This is a genomic window from Mesorhizobium sp. WSM3866 (assembly GCF_002294795.1).
GTDB lineage: Bacteria > Pseudomonadota > Alphaproteobacteria > Rhizobiales > Rhizobiaceae > Mesorhizobium.
This window is the reverse complement of the sequence record NZ_NSGC01000010.1, coordinates 132,577-149,884: the sequence shown is the minus strand read 5'-3', so window position 1 is coordinate 149,884 and position 17,308 is coordinate 132,577. Positions and strand designations below refer to the sequence as shown.

At 64.2% G+C, this 17,308-nt stretch carries 15 protein-coding genes; 7 read left to right on the top strand and 8 right to left on the bottom strand.

Going from position 1 to position 17,308, the window contains the following annotated elements; genetic code table 11:
- Positions 1-71: 71 nt before the first annotated feature.
- Together CK222_RS22735 and CK222_RS22730 are read right to left on the bottom strand one after the other, a co-directional pair.
- Positions 72-2,642, bottom strand: coding sequence for an FAD-dependent oxidoreductase (locus CK222_RS22735; protein ID WP_095801933.1), 2,571 nt, complete (start codon positions 2,640-2,642; stop codon positions 72-74).
- A gap of 53 nt (positions 2,643-2,695) precedes the next feature.
- Positions 2,696-4,273 (bottom strand): trimethylamine methyltransferase family protein, encoded by a 1,578-nt coding sequence (locus CK222_RS22730; protein ID WP_095801932.1) that lies wholly within the window; start codon positions 4,271-4,273, stop codon positions 2,696-2,698.
- Between the two features lie 255 nt (positions 4,274-4,528).
- Between CK222_RS22730 and CK222_RS22725 the strand changes: the two genes are divergently transcribed.
- The 4 genes from CK222_RS22725 to CK222_RS22710 all read left to right on the top strand — a co-directional run bounded on the left by CK222_RS22725 (position 4,529) and on the right by CK222_RS22710 (position 9,433).
- Entirely contained in the window at positions 4,529-5,689 is a 1,161-nt protein-coding gene (locus CK222_RS22725) for an MFS transporter (protein ID WP_095802018.1), read from the top strand.
- 89 nt (positions 5,690-5,778) lie between these two features.
- Positions 5,779-7,848, top strand: coding sequence for a prolyl oligopeptidase family protein (locus CK222_RS22720; protein WP_095801931.1), 2,070 nt, complete (start codon positions 5,779-5,781; stop codon positions 7,846-7,848).
- Between the two features lie 32 nt (positions 7,849-7,880).
- Positions 7,881-8,003, top strand: coding sequence for a capsid protein (locus tag CK222_RS22715; protein ID WP_066999731.1), 123 nt, complete (start codon positions 7,881-7,883; stop codon positions 8,001-8,003).
- Between the two features lie 50 nt (positions 8,004-8,053).
- Complete coding sequence (locus CK222_RS22710) at positions 8,054-9,433, top strand: aspartate aminotransferase family protein (protein ID WP_067329356.1); 1,380 nt, start codon at positions 8,054-8,056, stop codon at positions 9,431-9,433.
- A 321-nt stretch (positions 9,434-9,754) separates the two neighbouring features.
- On the opposite strand, the gene mmsB is transcribed toward CK222_RS22710, so the two are convergent.
- The gene (gene mmsB, locus CK222_RS22705) at positions 9,755-10,639 is read right to left on the bottom strand and encodes a 3-hydroxyisobutyrate dehydrogenase (RefSeq protein ID WP_095801930.1); all 885 of its coding nucleotides are present in this window, start codon (positions 10,637-10,639) and stop codon (positions 9,755-9,757) included.
- A gap of 24 nt (positions 10,640-10,663) precedes the next feature.
- On the bottom strand, positions 10,664-11,830 hold the full coding sequence (locus tag CK222_RS22700; protein WP_095801929.1) for an isobutyryl-CoA dehydrogenase: 1,167 nt from the start codon (positions 11,828-11,830) through the stop codon (positions 10,664-10,666).
- Between the two features lie 138 nt (positions 11,831-11,968).
- Here CK222_RS22700 and CK222_RS22695 point away from each other — a divergent pair, with 138 nt between their 5' ends.
- Positions 11,969-12,574, top strand: coding sequence for a dimethylsulfonioproprionate lyase family protein (locus CK222_RS22695; protein WP_095801928.1), 606 nt, complete (start codon positions 11,969-11,971; stop codon positions 12,572-12,574).
- On the top strand, positions 12,574-14,049 hold the full coding sequence (locus CK222_RS22690; protein WP_095801927.1) for a cobyric acid synthase: 1,476 nt from the start codon (positions 12,574-12,576) through the stop codon (positions 14,047-14,049). The genes CK222_RS22695 and CK222_RS22690 overlap by 1 nt, the downstream gene beginning before the upstream one ends.
- 278 nt (positions 14,050-14,327) lie before the next feature.
- On the opposite strand, the gene CK222_RS22685 is transcribed toward CK222_RS22690, so the two are convergent.
- The 4 genes from CK222_RS22685 to CK222_RS22670 all read right to left on the bottom strand — a co-directional run bounded on the left by CK222_RS22685 (position 14,328) and on the right by CK222_RS22670 (position 16,767).
- On the bottom strand, positions 14,328-14,747 hold the full coding sequence (locus tag CK222_RS22685; RefSeq protein WP_095801926.1) for a VOC family protein: 420 nt from the start codon (positions 14,745-14,747) through the stop codon (positions 14,328-14,330).
- A gap of 86 nt (positions 14,748-14,833) precedes the next feature.
- Complete coding sequence (locus tag CK222_RS22680) at positions 14,834-15,667, bottom strand: AraC family transcriptional regulator (RefSeq protein ID WP_095801925.1); 834 nt, start codon at positions 15,665-15,667, stop codon at positions 14,834-14,836.
- A gap of 91 nt (positions 15,668-15,758) precedes the next feature.
- Complete coding sequence (locus tag CK222_RS22675) at positions 15,759-15,929, bottom strand: hypothetical protein (protein ID WP_082954093.1); 171 nt, start codon at positions 15,927-15,929, stop codon at positions 15,759-15,761.
- Positions 15,930-15,981: 52 nt separating this feature from the next.
- Positions 15,982-16,767: a TSUP family transporter gene (locus CK222_RS22670; protein WP_095801924.1), complete on the bottom strand. Its 786-nt coding sequence runs from the start codon at positions 16,765-16,767 to the stop codon at positions 15,982-15,984.
- A gap of 112 nt (positions 16,768-16,879) precedes the next feature.
- Here CK222_RS22670 and CK222_RS22665 point away from each other — a divergent pair, with 112 nt between their 5' ends.
- Positions 16,880-17,305: a TerB family tellurite resistance protein gene (locus tag CK222_RS22665; RefSeq protein WP_066999766.1), complete on the top strand. Its 426-nt coding sequence runs from the start codon at positions 16,880-16,882 to the stop codon at positions 17,303-17,305.
- Positions 17,306-17,308 lie beyond the last annotated feature (3 nt).

Genomic DNA, 17,308 nt, shown 5'->3' with positions numbered 1-17,308 from the left:
CATTGGTGGCCGGTTGCTATATAGCCGGCCACCAACACGATCCGAAAGCGGTACATTGCGGCTTCCTGGAATCAGGTGCGCATCTTCTCGCCGCTCGGGTCGAAGGGCGGTTCGACGTTGATGCGGGCCGGGCGGCGGTGGCCGAGGATCTCGATCTCGAACAGGCCGGCGCTCTCGTCGTCGGCAAGGGCCGCCGGCACATAGCCCTGCGCCATCGACTTTTGCACATAGTGCGCATAGCCGCCCGAGGTGACCCAGCCGACAACGCGCCACTCGCCATCGACGATGCCGCGCACGGCCGAAGCGCCTTCGGCGGCTTCGGAGCCGCGCACTTCCTCGCCCGTCTCGTTGAAGCGCGGCGCGCCGTAGCCATGCGGCTTCTCCACCGTGCCATAATCCTTGCTGACCTTGGCCCAGATCGGCTCGTCGCCCATCACGTCGGCGTCGGCAGCATCGACGATGAAGGAGACGCGGCGCAGCTTCGGCCCTTGCGCCTGCTCCCTGGCAGCCGCCTCGCGGCCAATGAAGTCGTTCTTCTCCAGCTTGATGAAGCGGTCCATCGAGCCTTCGAACGGCCCGTAGATCGGACGCAACTCGCGGAACCAGGTTGGGAAGTTCTTTTCGAGACGCATCGACAGCAGCGCGCGCATGCCGAAATCGACGAGGCCGAATTCCTCGCCTGCTTCCTTGATCGCCTTGTAGACGAGGCGCTGATAGGCGGGGGCCATCCAGATCTCGTAGCCGAGGTCGCCGGTATAGGTGATGCGGTTGACCATGCAGGGCGCGCCGCCGACCGCCATCTCGCGGAAGTCCATGAAGCGGAAGGCCTTGGTCGAGACGTCGACGTCCACGAGTTTCTGCAGCAAATTCCGCGAGCTCGGTCCGGCGATGGACAGGCCGACCAGCGTCTGGTCGAAGCGGTGGATGCGCACAGAACCATCCTTGGGCAGGTGCTTCTCGAACCAGCGCATATGGAATTTCTGCGCGGCCGAAGAGCCCCAGATCATGAAACGGTCCTCACCGGTCTTGGCGATGGTGAAGTCGCCGATCAGCCTGCCGAACTCGTTGACCATCGGGGTGAGCACAATGCGGCCGGTCTTCGGCATCCGGTTGGTCATCAGCCGGTTGAGGAAATCCTCGGCGCCCGGCCCGGAAACTTCGTACTTGGCAAAGTTGGCGATCTCGGTGACGCCGACCCGTTCGCGCGTCGCGCGAACTTCCTCGCCGATCGGGCCGAAATCGTTGGAGCGGTGGAAGGAGACGATGTCCTTTGGCTCGGTGCCCTTTGGCGCGAACCAGAGCGGGGTTTCCAGTCCCCACGAGTCGCCCATGACCGCATTGTTGGCGAGCATCGTGTCGTAGAGCGGCGTCGTCTGCGCCGGCCGGGCGGCCGGCAGTTCCTCGTTCGGGAAGCGGATCGAGAAGCGCCGCGAATAATTCTCGCGCACCTTGGCGTTGGTGTAGCGCAGCGTCGCCCATTCGCCGAAGCGGGCGACATCCATGCCCCAGACGTCGAAGCCCGGATCGCCGTGCACCATCCAGTTGGACAGCGCCAGGCCAACGCCGCCGCCCTGGCTGAAGCCGGCCATGACGGCGCAGGCACACCAGAAGTTGGTCAGGCCCTGGACTGGGCCGACCAGCGGGTTGCCGTCGAGCGCGAAGGTGAAGGGGCCGTTGATGATCTGTTTGATGCCGGCCTTCTCGATGCCGGGGAAATGCTTGAAGCCGATCTCCAGCGACGGCGCGATGCGATCGATGTCGGGTGGCAAGAGTTCATGCCCGAAATCCCAGGGCGTGTTGACCGGCGACCACGGCTTGCAGGCCTTTTCATAGGTGCCGAGCAGGATGCCGTTGCGCTCCTGGCGGGTGTAAATCTCGCCCTTGAAGTCAAGCACGCCGATCATCTCCCGGCCGGTCGATCTGTTGAATTCCTCGACCTCCGGCATCGGCTCGGTGAGCAGGTACATGTGCTCCATCGCCAGCACCGGCAGCTCGACGCCGACCATGCGGCCGATCTCGCGCGCCCACAGCCCGCCGCAATTGACGACATGCTCGGCTTTCACCGTGCCTTGCTCGGTGACGACGTTCCAGGTGCCGTCGGCTTCCTGCGTCAGCTCGACGACGCGGTTGCGCAGCACGATCTCAGCGCCGAGTTTTCGCGCGGCCTTGGCGTAGGCGTGGGTCGTGCCGGAGGGGTCGAGATGGCCTTCGACGGGATCCCACATGGCGCCGACGAAATTCTTCTCGTCCATCAGCGGGAACATCGCCTTGGCTTCGAACGGCGTAATCAGCTCGGTATCCATGCCGAGATAGCGGCCCTTGGCGTGGGCGAGCCGCAGGAAATCCATGCGCTCGGGGGTATCGGCCATCATCACGCCGCCGGTCAGATGCAGCGAGCAGGACTGGCCGGAAAGCTCCTCGATCTCCTTGTAGAGCTGGACGGTATAAGCCTGCAGCTTGGCGACGTTCGGGTCGCCGTTCAGGGTGTGGAAGCCGCCCGCCGCGTGCCAGGACGAGCCGGAGGTCAGCTCCGAGCGCTCGATCAGCATGATGTCGGTCCAGCCGGCCTTGGCGAGGTGGTAGAGCACCGAGCAGCCGACGACACCGCCGCCGATGACAACCGCTTTAACATGGGATTTCATGAAGATAGGTCCGTTCTTGCAGAGACTGAATCGAGTGAGCGGGGCGTGAAAGATCAAAAATCGGTCGGCGCGCCGCCTTCGGCGCGGCGCTTCTCGACGAAGTCGTTGAGCTCCTCGCGGATGGCAGGGTCCATATAGGGCTCTTCGTATGCCGCGAGGCGCTCCTTCCACACCTTGTTGGTGCGTTCCAGCGCCGTCGGCGAGCCCGCCTCGGTCCAGGTCTCGAAATTGCGCCAGTCGGAGACGATCGGCGAGTAGAAGGCTGTCTTGTAGCGCTCCTGCGTGTGCTGGGTGCCGAAGAAATGGCCGCCCGGGCCGACCGACTGGATGGCGTCGAAGCCGAGCGCGTCTTCGGAGAGATCAAGCGGGGTGAGAAATTCGGCCACCATCTGCAGGAGGTCGATGTCGAGGATGGTCTTTTCGTAGGAGCAGCGCAGGCCGCCTTCCAGCCAGCCGGCGCCGTGCATCATCAGATTGCCGCCGCCCTGGATGGCGCCCCAGAGCGAAAAGACGCTTTCATAGGCCGCCTGCGCGTCGACCGTGTTGGCGGCGCAGGTATTTGAGGTGCGGTAGGGGATATTGTAACGGCGGGCGAGCTGGCCGCCGGCGAGCTGCGCCTTCATGTATTCGGGCGTGCCGAAGGCCGGTGCGCCCGACTTCATGTCGACATTGGAGGTGAAGCCGCCATAGCCGACCGGCGCGCCCTTCTTCACCATCTGGGCAAAGGCGATGCCGGAGAGCGCCTCGGCATTCTGCTGCACCAGCGCGCCGGCGATGGTGACGGGTGCCATGGCGCCGGAGAGCGTGAATGGCGTGACGATCACCGCCTGGCCCATGCTGGCCATTTGGATGATGCCTTCCATCATCGGCACGTCGAGCTTGAGCGGCGAATTGGTGTTGATGATGGTGAAGACCGACGGCTCCTCCATCAGCTGCTCGCGGCTGACGCCGCGCGCGATGCGGGCGATCTCGATGCCGTCGACATTGCGTTCCTTGCCGAGCGAATAGATGTGGAAGACCTTGTCGGTCAGCGTGGCGAGGTCGCGGATGCATTCGAGATGCCGGACCGAGGGATGGATGTCGATCGGCTCGACCGGATAGCCGCCGGTGCACTGCAGGATGTTGTGCATCTGCGCCAGGCGCAGGAAATTGCGGTAGTCGACCTGGTTGCCGGGGCGGCGGCCGCGGTCGAGGTCGGAGCAGTTCGGCGCCGAGGCCATCATCGACAGGATGACGTTGTTGCCGCCGAAGCGCAGATTGTGCGCCGGGTTGCGGGCGTGCAGCGTGAACTCCGGCGGACAGTACGCGATGAGCTCGAGGATCATGTCGCTTTCGAAGCGCACGCGCTCGCTGCCTTCGCGAACGTCGGCGCCATGCGCCTTCATGATGCGGCGGGCTTCCTCATGCAGCACGTCGACGCCGATCTCCTTCAAAACGCGCAGCGAGGCGAGGTGGATCGATTCCAGTTCGTCGTCGGACACCAGCCTGGTGGGCACCAGCGGGTTCTTAAGCTGCCGGAACGGCGGCTGCTCGAAGGCTGCCGATCCGCCGGCGCGTTTGCCAGCACGGCCGCCGCGGCGGGCGCGATCTGTTGCCAATGCCGGTTCGGCGGGGTGAAGGGCGGCAGTCATGAGAGGCCTCGTGGGGATGCGAAAGTGGTCGGCATAATGGACCGGCGGCAATGCTGCCGGTAAGGAGGCGGCGACCACTAGGGCGAGGGAAGCGACATGACGGAAGGGCAGATTGGCCCGCCGAATTGCCGCCGCCAAAGCATTCCCTGCCGGCGTTCCTGACAAGGATTGGCTGGAACATGCGCCCTTGCCGTCAGTTGGCCCTTACGGCTGTCGCCGGCAGCGGCTAAGCCTGCGTTGAATGGAGCAGGAATGATGGCTCTGGCGAAATCAGAGACCGGCGAGACGGTGCAGTGGGCCGCGATTACCGGCGTGATCGCGACCGTGTCGGTGTTCGCCATCGCGCAGGGGCTTTCCTATCCGCTGCTGAGCTTCATCCTGCAGCGTCAGGGCGTGTCGCCGGTGGTGATCGGCCTGTCGGCCGCGATGACGCCGGTCGGTTTCATCCTGTCCTCGCCGCTGATCCCGGGGCTGGCGCGCCGGTTCGGAGCGGGGCGGACTGCGCTCATCTGCGCCGGGCTCTCGGCCCTGGTGCTGGCGCTGATCGGCTGGACCCAGGACGTCTATTTGTGGTTCCCACTGCGCTTCCTGGTCGGCGTGGTCACCAATCCGCTTTATGTGCTCAGCGAAATCTGGGTGATCGCGCTGGCGCCGCCGTCGCGGCGCGGGCGCGTCATGGGCATCTATTCGACCATCATCTCGGCTGGGTTCGCGGCCGGACCGCTCTGCCTGCTGGCGGTCGGCACGGAGGGTTGGCCGCCTTTTCTGGTCGGCATCTTTGCTTTTCTTTTCTGCGGCGCCTGCCTGGCGGTCGTGGTGAAACGCCTGCCTAGGGTCGACGAGGCAGGTGAAAAAGTTTCTGTGCTGGGCTTCATGCCGCTCGCCTGGCTGCTCCTGTCGGCGGTCGTCGCCGCCGCCGGTTTCGAGCAGTCGGTGCTGGCGCTGCTTCCCGTCTATGGCACCCACTTCGACATTCCCGAGACGCGCATGTCGGCGCTGCTGTCGACGATGATCGCCGGCAACATCGCCATGCAGGTGCCGCTCGGCCTGCTCGCCGAAAGACTGACGGCGCGCCTCGTGCGATTCGGCTGTGTCTCGGTGACGGTTCTTGGCTGCGCGCTCTTGCCGGCGCTCATCGAGACGCCGCTGATCTGGCCTTGCGTCTTCATCTGGGGCGCGGTGTCCTACGGGATCTATACGATGTCGATCATCGAGCTCGGCGCGCGTTTTACCGGCTCGGCGCTGGTCGCGGGCAATGCCTCCTTCTCCTTGATGTGGGGCGTCGGTGGCATCCTCGTGCCGCCGCTGACCGGCGGTGTGATGGACCTGATCGGCGCCGCAGGGCTTCCGGTGACGCTCGGCGCGATCTGCGCGGCGCTGGCTGTAGCCACCGTCATTCGCCGGCGGGTGATGTAGGGCCGGCTGGCTGAGCGCAGGCAGCGCTGCTCTTGAATGTTGGCACGGCGAACGCGATGTAGGCAGGGCCGCCAGACCCGGAGACCAGCATGACCAGCCCGATGACCCAAACCCAGCCTGAATTGCCGGTCGAGGATCCTTTCCTGTGGCTGGAGGATCGCAACGGCAAGGAAGCGCTTGAGTGGGTCCATCGCCAGAATGCGACGACTGTCGCCGAACTGCAGGGCGATCCATCCTATCAGGCGGCATTCGAGACCGCGCTCGACCTGATGACGGCCGAGGACAATATCCCGGTCGGATCGGCGCTCGCCGGTTACGTCTACAATTTTTGGCAGGACAAGACCAACGCGCTGGGCTTGTGGCGCCGCACGACGGTCGCCTCCTACAAGACCGACAAGCCGGATTGGGAAACGATCCTCGATTTCGATCAGCTCTCGGCCAAGGAAGGCGTGAAATGGGTGTTCGGCGGCGCGAGCCGGCTCTATCCCGATTTCGACCGCTGCCTGCTGTTCATGTCGCCGGACGGCGGCGACGCCAGCGAGATGCGCGAGTTCGACATTGCGAAGAAATCCTTCGTCGAGGACGGGTTCCGGGCACCGGCTTCGAAGTCGGGGTTTTCCTGGCTGGACAGGGATACGGTGATCGTCTCGGCGGCTTTCGAGGACGAGGACAAAACTCAGTCAGGCTATCCGCGGGTGATCAAGCTCTGGCGGCGTGGCACGAAGCTGGAGGAGGCGACGCCGATCTTCGAGGGCGAAAAAAATCATCTCGCGGTCGGCGGCGGCGTGGAGTTCGATGGCGACAAGAAACATGTCATGCTCGGCAAGACCATCGACTTCTTCACCTCGCACAGTTTCCTTCGGCTGGCTTCGGGCGAGAACCGGCGTATCCCGCTGCCCGACGACGCGACCGACACCGCGATCTTCAAGGGAGAGCTCGTCTTTGGCGTCCGCAGTGCGTGGACGGCGCCGGACGGCACGCGCTGCCTGCCGGATGGGCTCTATTCCGTGGATTTCGACCGCTGGATTGAAACCGGTTCGTTCGAACCGGTCGAGACGCTGCTCAAACCGGAGCCCCGCGTTTCAATCGCAGGTCTCGCGAGGACGCAGGACCGGCTGTTCATCAACCTGATGGACAATGTGCGCGGCAAGGTCGTCGTTTGCGACCGCACCGGCAATGGCTGGTCGGTGAAGCCGGTCGACCTGCCCGACAAGGGCAATGTCGGCATCAGCCATGCCGAGCATTTCGGCTCCAGCGTCTCCTTCTCCTTCACCGATTTCCTGACGCCGAGCTCGATCATATGGTCGGACGACAATGGCGACACACTTCAAACCGTGAAATCGCAGCCGGCGCGCTTCGATGCATCGCCCTATGTTTCGGAGCAGTTCGAGGCGCGCTCGAAGGACGGCACGATGATCCCGTATTTCGTCGTCAGGCGGCGCGACCAGACGGGACCGGTGCCGGCGCTGCTCTATGGCTATGGCGGCTTCGAAGTGCCGCTCTTGCCCGGCTATGCCGGGATCCGCGGCAGGCTCTGGCTGGACAAGGGCCATGCCTATGTGCAGGCCAATATCCGCGGCGGCGGCGAGTTCGGCCCGGCCTGGCATCAGGCGGCGCTCAAGGGCAAGCGCCAGAAAGCGTTCGATGATTTCGCCGCGGTCGCCGAGGATGTGGTCAGGCGCGGCATCACCACGGCGGCACAACTCGGCATCCAGGGCGGCTCGAATGGCGGCCTGCTGACCGGCGTCTCGCTGACGCAGCGTCCGGAGCTGTTCGGCGCCGTCATCATCGACGTGCCGCTGCTCGACATGCTGCGCTACACCGAACTGCCGCCCGGTGCCTCGTGGATGGCGGAATATGGCGATCCGTCAAAGCCGGAGGAGGCTGCATGGCTCGCCGCCTATTCACCCTATCAGCGTGTGGCGACCAGTGCCGTTTATCCGCCGGTGCTGCTGATGACCTCGACCGCGGACGACCGCGTCCATCCGGGGCATGCGCGCAAGATGGCGGCGCGGCTCCAGGCCGCCGGTCACGGCAAGACGCTGTTCTTCGAGGAGACCGAAGGCGGCCATGGCGGGCGCGGCGATCGCCGGCCCCAGGCCGCGCAAACGGCGATGCGCTACGTCTTTCTGCAGCGCACGCTTGCCGGTCCAGCTTGAATTGCTGGCCGTTGGCGGCTTAAGGTGCCGCCATGGTCCGCATCAGCACATCAGGCGCCTTCGGGGTCGCGGTGACGCCGTCACCGCGCACGCTGCGCGCCGAGCTTTTGCGGCTGTGCGCCCGCATCGGCTATTCGCCGCCCCGTTTCCTCTGACGAATCCGCCCCGGCCACCGCCGGATTGATTCAAGAGGAAAGACAAACCCATGACCTATCAGAACTATTCGCTGAAGCAGCTTCAGCAGATCGATGCCGCGCATCACCTTCATCCCTTCACCGACCATAAGGAACTGCGTGAAGCGGGCTCTCGCATCATCACCCACGCCAAAGGGCCGTTCATCTATGATTCCGACGGAACGGAAATCCTCGACGGCATGGCGGGCCTCTGGTGCGTCAATGTCGGCTACGGCCGCGACGAACTGGCGGAGGCCGCCTGCGCCCAGATGAAGGAGCTGCCCTACTACAACTCCTTCTTCAAGTGTTCGACGCCTACACCGGTGCTGCTGTCGCAGAAGCTGGCGGAACTGGCGCCGGAGCATGTCGGTCAGGTCTTCTACGGCTCGTCCGGTTCCGAGGCCAACGACACAGCGCTGCGGCTCGTGCGCCACTATTGGGCGCTCGAAGGCAAGCCTGAGAAGAACCGGATCATCTCGCGCAAGATGGCCTATCACGGCTCGACGATCGCCGGCACCTCGCTCGGCGGCATGGAGCCCATGCACAAGCAGCTCGGCGGCGCGGTGCCGAACATCGTCCATGTGATGATGCCCTATGCCTATGAGCTCGCGCTGGCCGGCGAAAGCGACCACGATTTCGGCCTGCGCGCCGCCAAGGCCGTCGAGGACGCCATCCTCGAAGCCGGCGCCGACAAGGTCGCCGCCTTTATCGGCGAGCCGGTGATGGGTGCGGGCGGTGTGAAAATCCCGCCGATCAGCTACTGGCCGGAGGTGCAGCGCATCTGCCGCAAATACGATGTGCTCTTGATGCTCGACGAGGTGATTACCGGCTATGGCCGCACCGGCGAATGGTTCGCGGCGCAGACCTTTGACGTCCAGCCCGACACCATCACCACCGCCAAGGCGCTGACCTCCGGCTACCAGCCGCTGTCGGCGCTCCTGGTCGGCGACCGCATCAGCAGGACGCTCGTCGAAAAGGGCGGCGAGTTCTACCACGGCTACACCTATTCCGGTCACCCGGTCGCGTGCGCGGTGGCCCTGAAGAACCTCGAGATCATTGAACGGGAAGGTCTGGTCGAGCGCGTCAGGACCGACACCGGTCCCTATTTCGCGCAGGCGCTGCAGGAGCGCATCGCCGGCCACAGGCTGGTCGGCGAGGTGCGCTCGATCGGTCTTATGGGTGCGATAGAGATCGTCAAGGACAAGGCGACCAAGGAACGATACCTGCCGTCGGGAAGTGCGGCGGTCGTCGTGCGCGATCACGCGATCTCGCAGGGCATGATGCTGCGCGCCACCGGCGACACGATGATACTGTCGCCGCCGCTGATCTGGACGCGCGACACCATCGACATGGCCTGCGAGCGCATCGCCAAGGCGCTCGACCTTGCCGAGGCGGATTTGCGAAAGCGCTGAGAAAACACAGCCGGGCGCCCTTGCTGGAGGGTGCCCGGCGACCCGAATCTGCAGCGAAGCCTTGCCCAGACGCAAAAACCGCGTCCCAGAAGGGAACGCGGCTTTGCCAGATACGCATGGCGTTTCGCTACTCGAGACCTGCGAAACTTACGGGCTCCGGTACGCGAGACCTGATCCGGAGCGCCGGGCGGTTGCGATGTCCGCCTCGCAGTCCGTTTTAAAGGCACATCGTTACCGGTGAGTTAGCGAGACCTTAAGCAAATCTAAATTTGCCGGATTTCTGTCGAAAAAATTTGCTAATAACCCTTTGCAAGCAGCTGCTTAGGTTTGATCGCCGCGCAGGAAATTTATGATGCCGGAAAAGTCGGCGCCTGCGTTGCCCTGCGCATTGAACAGCGCGTAGAGCTGCGTCGCCTCGGCGCCCAGAGGCGTCACGGCGCCGGCGCTTTGCGCGGCTTCCTGCGACAATTTCAGGTCCTTGAGCATGAGGGCGGCAGCAAAACCCGGCTTGTAGTCGCGGTTGGCGGGCGACGCCGGAACAGGGCCGGGCACCGGGCAGTAAGCGGTCAGTGACCAGCACTGGCCGGAGGAGGTGGAGGCGACGTCGAACAGCGCCTGGTGCGACAGGCCGAGTTTCTCGGCGAGCACAAAGGCTTCGGCGACGCCGATCATCGAAATGCCGAGAATCATGTTGTTGCAGATCTTGGCGGCCTGGCCGGCGCCGTCACCGCCGCAATGAACGATGCGGCCGGCCATCGGCTTCAGGATCGGCTCGGCAGAGGCGAATGCTGCATCCGACCCGCCGGCCATGAAAGTGAGCGTGCCGGCGGTGGCGCCGCCGGTGCCGCCGGACACAGGCGCGTCGATCGAAGGCAAGCCGTGCCTGGCGGCAATGGCGTGAGCCTTGCGTGCCGATTCGACATCGATGGTCGAGGAATCGATCAGCAAGGCGCCTTTCTTCGCCTTGGGCGCGATGTCCTCGTAGACCGACAACACATGCTTGCCGGCGGGAAGCATGGTGATCACCACGTCGGCGTCCTTCACTGCAGCGACGGCATTGGCCATGACGGTGACGCCATGCTCTTTTGCGATCGTGAGGTTCTCCGGCACGAGGTCGAAGCCTTGCACCGCAAACCCCGCCTTTACGAGGTTGGCAGCCATTGGGTTGCCCATATTGCCAAGGCCGATGAAGGCGATCGTTGCCATCGTTGTCTCCCGAAATTTGCTGCTTCAGCGGCCGATCAGCGTACGCGCGATGATGACGCGCATGATCTCGTTGGTGCCTTCGAGGATCTGGTGGACGCGCAGATCACGCACCAGCTTCTCGATGCCGTAATCGTGCAGATAGCCGTAGCCGCCATGCAACTGCAGCGCCTCGTTGGCGACGTCGAAGCCGATGTCGGTGACAAAGCGCTTGGCCATCGCCGACCATTTGCCGGCATCCGGCGCCTTGCGATCGAGCTTCGAGGCGGCGGCATAGAGGAAGATGCGGGCCGCCTGCAGCTCCGTCTCCATGTCGGCCAGCCTGAACTGCAGGGCCTGGAACTGGTTGATCTTCGATCCGAAGGCCTTGCGCTCGCTCGTGTAGGCGAGCGCCTTGTCGAGCGCCGACTGCGCGCCGCCCAGCGAGCAGGCGGCGATGTTGAGCCGGCCGCCGTCGAGCCCGGCCATGGCGATGCCGAAGCCCGCGCCTTCGGTGGCAAGCAGGTTCTCGGCCGGCACCTTGCAATCCTCGAAGATGACCTGGCGGGTCGACTGCATATGCCAACCCATCTTGTGCTCATTGGCGCCGAAGGAGAGGCCGGGCACATCCTTGGGCACCACCAGGGTCGAAATGCCTTTGGGCCCGTCGCCGCCGGTGCGCGCCATGACGACATAGAGGTCGGTGTCGCCAGCGCCGGAGATGAACTGCTTGGCGCCGTTCAAGACATAGTCGCCGCCGCTCCTCACCGCTCTCGTCTTCAAGGCGGCGGCATCGGAGCCGGAGCCGGGCTCGGTCAGGCAATAGCTCGCCAGCCATTCCATGGAGGTCAGCTTCGGCAGGAAGCGCCGGCGTTGCTCGTCGCTGCCGAAGCGGTCGATCATCGACGCCGCCATGTTGTGGATGGAGATGAAGGAGGAGAAGGCCGGATCGGCATGCGCCAGCGCCTCGAAGATCAGCACCGCATCCAGCCGACCGAGCGCCGAGCCGCCGACATCGTCGCGGACATAGATGCCGCCCAGGCCGAGCGGCCCGGTCTCGCGGATCACGTCGGCCGGAAAGTGCTTTGCCCGGTCCCAGTCGAGCGCGTTCGGCGCGACCCGATCGGCCGCGAAGGCCTCAGCCATCTCCTTCATGGCGCGCTGTTGCTCGGTGAGTTCGAATTGGCCAGTGCCCGCATCGACTGCCGCGTCCATGGCGTGCTCCCTGTCGTTTCAGGCCTTGTGGCCTGTCGTTTTTGGCTTTGCGCAGCGATCAATCTAGACCAATGATGCCGCCGCGCAACCCAGCCCGCCGCGGACCGGCTGTGCATGGATTGATCAACGGAGTCTTGCGTGCCGACAATTTTCGATCAGCTGCTGGACCGGTTCCACTTCTATCTCGCCGGCATCGACAGCGATCTGGTTGCGGACGCCGTCGCGCGCATCGGTTGGCACATGCCCTCTCGTTCGCGCGAACCACGTGCGCTTCGTTGCCTTCGCCATCTCGATCGGATTGCGGAGCTTGCGCCGCGGGACGCCGGGCCGCTGACGCGGTTCATCGCGGACCATCGCAATGAGCTGTGCTGGGGCCAGACTTATACCGCTGCCGATTTCGGACAGCTCTTCATCGACAATTACGGCTGGCTGGAGGTGTTCGGCACGCGGGGGCATTTCGCCAATGACGAGGTCGCGGGCGGCCTGCTGATCCTCGGGCCCGACAGTGTCTACCCAGACCACCACCACACCGCCGAGGAGATCTACATTCCGCTGACCGGCAGCACCGAGTGGCGCATGGGCGGGGCCGGCTTTCGGGTTCGAGCGGCGGGCGAAATCATCCACCATGCGTCCAACGTCAATCACGCCATGCGTACCGGCAAGGAGCCACTGATGGCGCTCTATATCTGGCGAGGTGGACCGCTCGCGCAGAAATCGATCATCGGCGCGGAGGGCAGGGGCTGATGGCCAGGGCGATCATGCTGCAAGGCACCGGCTCGGATGTCGGCAAGACGGTGCTGGTGGCGGGGCTCTGCCGGGCAGCAAAAAAACGCGGACTGAAGGTCAGGCCGTTCAAGCCGCAGAACATGTCCAACAACGCCGCCGTCGCCGACATCCCCGGCAACAACAAGACCGGCGGCGGCGAGATCGGCCGCGGGCAGTGGCTGCAGGCGCTGGCCTGCGGGGTGAGGCCGACCGTGCACATGAACCCGGTGCTGCTCAAGCCGCAAAGCGACATCGGCTCGCAAGTGGTGGTGCAGGGCAAGGTTTTTGGCGAGGCGCGGGCGCGCGACTATCAGGCAATGAAGGCCAGGCTGATGGATGCGGTGCTCGATTCCTGGGCGAAGGTCGGCGAGGACGCCGACCTCGTCATCGTCGAGGGCGCCGGCTCGCCGGCCGAGATCAACCTTAGAAGCCGCGACATCGCCAATATGGGCTTTGCCACGCGTGCCAACGTCCCGGTGGTGCTTATCGGCGACATCGACCGCGGCGGCGTCATTGCTTCCGTCGCCGGCACGCATCTGATCCTGCCGGAGGAAGACCGGCGCATGATCGCCGGCTATCTCATCAACAAGTTCCGCGGCGATGTCTCGCTGTTCGACGATGGGGTCAGCGCCATCGGCAAGTTTACCGGCTGGCGCTGTTTCGGCGTCGTGCCCTGGCTGAAGTCCGCGGCAAGGCTGCCGTCCGAAGATTCGGTTGTGCTCGAGCGACTTGCCTCGGGCGAAAGGCGGGCGCTGAAGGTGGCGGTGCCCATGCTGGCGCGGATCGCCAACTTCGACGATCTCGATCCGCTCAAGGCCGAGCCGCAGGTCGAGGTGGTGTTCGTGCCGCCGGGAAAGCCGCTCCCGGAAGATGCCGGGCTGGTGGTCATTCCGGGCTCGAAATCGACCATCGGCGATCTGATAAAATTCCGCGAGAATGGCTGGGATCGCGACCTTGCCGCGCACCGCAAACGCGGCGGCCATGTCGTCGGCATCTGCGGCGGATATCAGATGCTCGGCCGCAAGGTTCGCGACCCCGATGGCATCGAAGGCAGCGTCATCGAGACGGAGGGCCTTGGCCTGCTCGACATCGAGACGGTGATGGAACCGGAAAAGACGGTGCGCAACTCGAGCGCTCATTCGGTGCAATTCGGCCTGCCGCTCGAAGGCTACGAGATCCATCTTGGCCGCACCACCGGCCCGGACGCCGCGCGGCCTTCGGCGATCATCAACGGCCTCGAGGACGGCGCGGTCTCCGCCGATGGCAAGGTTATCGGTACCTATCTGCATGGGCTGTTTGCAGCGGACGCTTTTCGCGCGGCCTACCTTGCGAGCCTCGGGGTCAAGGATGGGGGCATCGACTATCGCGCCGAGGTCGAGAAGGCGCTGGACGAGGTCGCGGCCGAGCTGGAGAAGCATCTCGACTGCGATGCGATTTTCGGGCTGGCGCGGTAGGTCCTCCCGTCGATGCGCATACGCTTGCCATTAGCGAAAGCTTCCGCCGCATCGTCATCCACGGGCGGAGCAAGGAGCGAAGCGACGCGGCGCAGACCCGAGGATCCATTCCGTGACGGTAAGGCGTTGCTACCGTGCAGAATTCTGCTCCTCTGCGCCCTTCGATCGAGGTCACGGAATGAATCCTCGGGTCTTCGCGTCCGCTTCGCTCCCGCTCCGCCCGTGGATGACGAAGTTCAGGCGTTTTCGCCAGCCGCAAATGCCGGCGCGGATAGCAACTACGCCTTCTCGCCCGCCTTCGGCCAGTAGGTGCCGAAGGACCAGACATTGCCTTCGGGGTCGAGGCAGATGAACTCGCGACTGCCATAGTCGCGGTCGACCAGTTCCTGGGTGATCCTGGCGCCGGCCTTCTTCGCCTTGGCATAGGCGGCATCGGCGTCATCGACGGCAATGTAGATGGACTTGCCGCCGCCACCGCCGGGCTCGCCGACCATCTTGCCGTAATCGTCGTCGCGCGCGGTGCCCAGCATGATCATCGAGGACCGAAAGGTCAGTTCCGCGTGGTGAACGATGTCGCCATCGCCATAACGGGCGCGCAGTTCGAAGCCGAAGGCCTCGCTGAGCCAGTCGATCATCCTAGCGGCGTTCCTGTATCGCAGGGCTGGATAGAGACGGGGTGCTTCGTTTGTTGCTGGCATGACAATATCCCTGTGCTGGTTGAATGGATGCCAGTCTGTGCGAAGGCGGTTTCCACGTCTTGAAGAAATGTTACCTCGCCTGAAGCTTAGATCCACGTGGCGAGCCCGGATGGCGTTTCGCCGGCAAGCTGACGGAATTCGCGCACCAGATGCGCCTGGTCGGCGTAGCCGCAATCGGCGGCAATGCCGGCCCAGTTGTCGTCCTGCCGCTTCGACAGCGACAGCGCGCGGTTGAAGCGCACGATGCGTGACAATGTCTTCGGGCCGATGCCGGTCGCGTCGGTGAATTTCGCCGCCAGATGCTTGCGGCTCCAGCCGATCTCGCTGGCGAGCGCCAAAATGCGGGTGCGGCCGCCCGATGCGATGACCGTCCGGTAGGCCCAGGCGATTTCGGGCGAAAGCGCATGCGCGTCCGCGAGTCGGCCTGCGATGAAACCCTCGGCAATGTCGAAGCGCTTGTCCCAATCCGACGCTTCGCCGAGCTGTTCGCGCAGCGCGATGCCATCAAAGCCCATCGCATCGTCCAACCCGACCATGCGGTCGCGCAACTCACTCATCGGCAGGCCGAAGAATTGCCTGGCGCCAAGCGGCGTGAAATTGACCTGGACACAGCAGGCGGCGCCGAAGGATTCGATCATGACCGGGCCGGCATAGAGACCGGCGGCGAAGCTGGCGTAGCGATCGTTGTCGCCCGGGCTGCGGCCGAGCCCGATGGCGAAGGCTTCGGCGAAGCTGATCACCAGGGGTACGGTCAGCGAGGCATATTCGACCATGCGGAAATGGCCGGGCAATATTTCCCGATAGCCGCAGATATCCGTGACGATGCCTGCGAGCGGGGCGGCGGGTTTGCGCCGCACCATCTCGGAATGGAGGGCGGGAGAGCGAGTATCCTCCCGATGGCGCTCCGTCTCGTCGGACATGCCGCAAGCCTAGCAGAACACGCTCGCAAAAATCAAAAGCGCCCGGCAGGGCCGGGCGCTCCGAGTTGCTCCACACTTTTCCTGGATTGCTTTAGGCGCCGCGCATCAGGCAGCCGCCGGCGAGCACGACATAGGCGATGAGCATGATCCACACCGACGCGAGAGGAATGAACGCAAGAAGGCCGAGAGCGGCGAGAAGGCCGATGGCGGCGATGACCAACGAAATAATGAACACGATCTGCGTGGGCGCACTAAGATTCATGTCTGGTCCCTCCAACATGATTCGCAACACCCGAATTCTACCAGCAGGACAGTCACACACCAATGAGTTGGCGTAGGGGATTGGCCGGGTCGGCAAGCAGCTTCACCGCCAGCGCTACACACACGATCACCAGCAGCGGCTTGATCAGTCTTGCGCCGATTTTGATGGCGAGGCCTGCGCCGAGGCGGGCGCCCAGAAACTGGGCGACACCCATCATCAGACCGATCTTCCAGTCGATGACGCCGACGGCGGCGAAGACGACGAAGCCGCCGATGTTGGAGGCGAAATTGAGCAGCTTGGTGTGCGCGGTCGCCTTGAGCAGACCATAGCCGGCAAGGCTGACGAAGGCGAGCATAAGGAACGAGCCCGTGCCTGGGCCGAACAGACCGTCGTACAAGCCGATGGCAGGCACAATCGTTAGGCCGAAGAGGAGCGGCGACAGACGTTCTGCGCGGTCAACGTCGTTCATGTTGGGTTTGAACGCGAAGTAGAGAGCGATCGCGATCAGGAGAACCGGCAAAAGGGCACGCAGGAAGTCGCCGGGGACGATCGTCGCCAGCAGGGCGCCGATGGCGCCGCCAACAAGGGCCAGCAGCGCGGAAGGCAATTGTCGGCGCAGATCGACCTGGCCGTTCGCGGCATAGTGCATCGTGGCCGAGCCGGACCCGAACATGCCCTGCAGCTTGTTGGTGCCGAGCGCTGCCACCGGAGAGAAGCCCGCCAGAAGCAGCGCCGGGATGGTGATCAGGCCGCCGCCGCCGGCGATCGAATCGACGAAGCCCGCCGCGAAGGCGGCAGCGGTGAGCATGAAGACAGTCTGCAAGGTAAGGTCGATCATCGGGCTGTGGGTCAAGGCGGGGGACGGCTGCTTCCATCATGCTTACACAGTTTGCGCAAGACCGATTCCACGCTAACAATTTCAACGGAATTGCAAGGGGAGGCTTACGGCGATGGCGCTGCTCGATCAGATACGCTCGATCTTCGACGGCGACCCCGGCGTGCGCAAGGTAGCGGACGATCCGGTGCTGTCGGCCGAGCTTCTGATGCTGTTCCGGATGATCCTGGCCGACGGCGCGGTGTCGGAGAGCGAGATGGTCGCCTTCCGGCACATCTGCAAGGAAGCCTTCGGCATTCCCGAAGCCTCGATCGACAGCGTCGTCGAATATCTCAACGACTACGGCTACGAGACCAACGGCTCACAAGCGATCGCGCTGTTCCGCGACCTCGATGTCGAGCGGCGAAAGCTGCTTGCGCGTCACATGGCCGAGATCGCGAAGGCGGATTCCAAGCTTGCCGAGAGCGAGGTGAAGCTGCTGCGTCGCACGCTCGACCTACTCGACATCAGCCCGGTGGATTTGGTCAAACCGGAGGGCTGAGCT